Raw genomic sequence first — 402 nt, 5'->3', positions numbered from 1 at the left:
CCCCCCCCCCCCCCCCCCCCCCCCCCCCCCCCCCCCCCCCCCCCCCCCCCCCCCCCCCCCCCCCCCCCCCCGCACACCTCTCTCTACGCCCCCCCCCCCCATCTCCACTCGTTTCTCTTCGTCGGCAGCTTCAGATGTGTCTAAGAGACAGTCTGGCCGCCCAGCTCGGTGAAACCGCCCCCCACCAGTACCTTGCCGTCGGGCTGCACGGCCAGGCTGAGCACCGCGTTGTTGGCGCCGGGATCAAAGCCCTGTCTCTTATACACATCTCCGATCCCACGAGACCGTACAGTAAATCTCGTATGCCGCCATCGGCTGTAACCGCGGGGGGGGGGGGGGGGGGGGGGGGGGGGGGCGGCGGGGGGGGGGGCGGGGGGGGGGGGGGGGGGGGGGGGGGGGGGG

General features: G+C 75.6%; 1 protein-coding gene. It reads right to left on the bottom strand.

Features of this window, described 5'->3' with window-relative positions:
• Window positions 1–140 precede the first annotated feature (140 nt).
• The coding region (locus JHD63_RS24835) for a hypothetical protein (protein ID WP_304952656.1) at window positions 141–402 on the bottom strand (262 nt) is incomplete at its 5' end.

The organism is Xylophilus sp. ASV27 (genome assembly GCF_016428875.1).
Lineage (GTDB): Bacteria > Pseudomonadota > Gammaproteobacteria > Burkholderiales > Burkholderiaceae_C > Xylophilus.
This window is presented reverse-complemented; position numbering and strand designations above follow the sequence as displayed.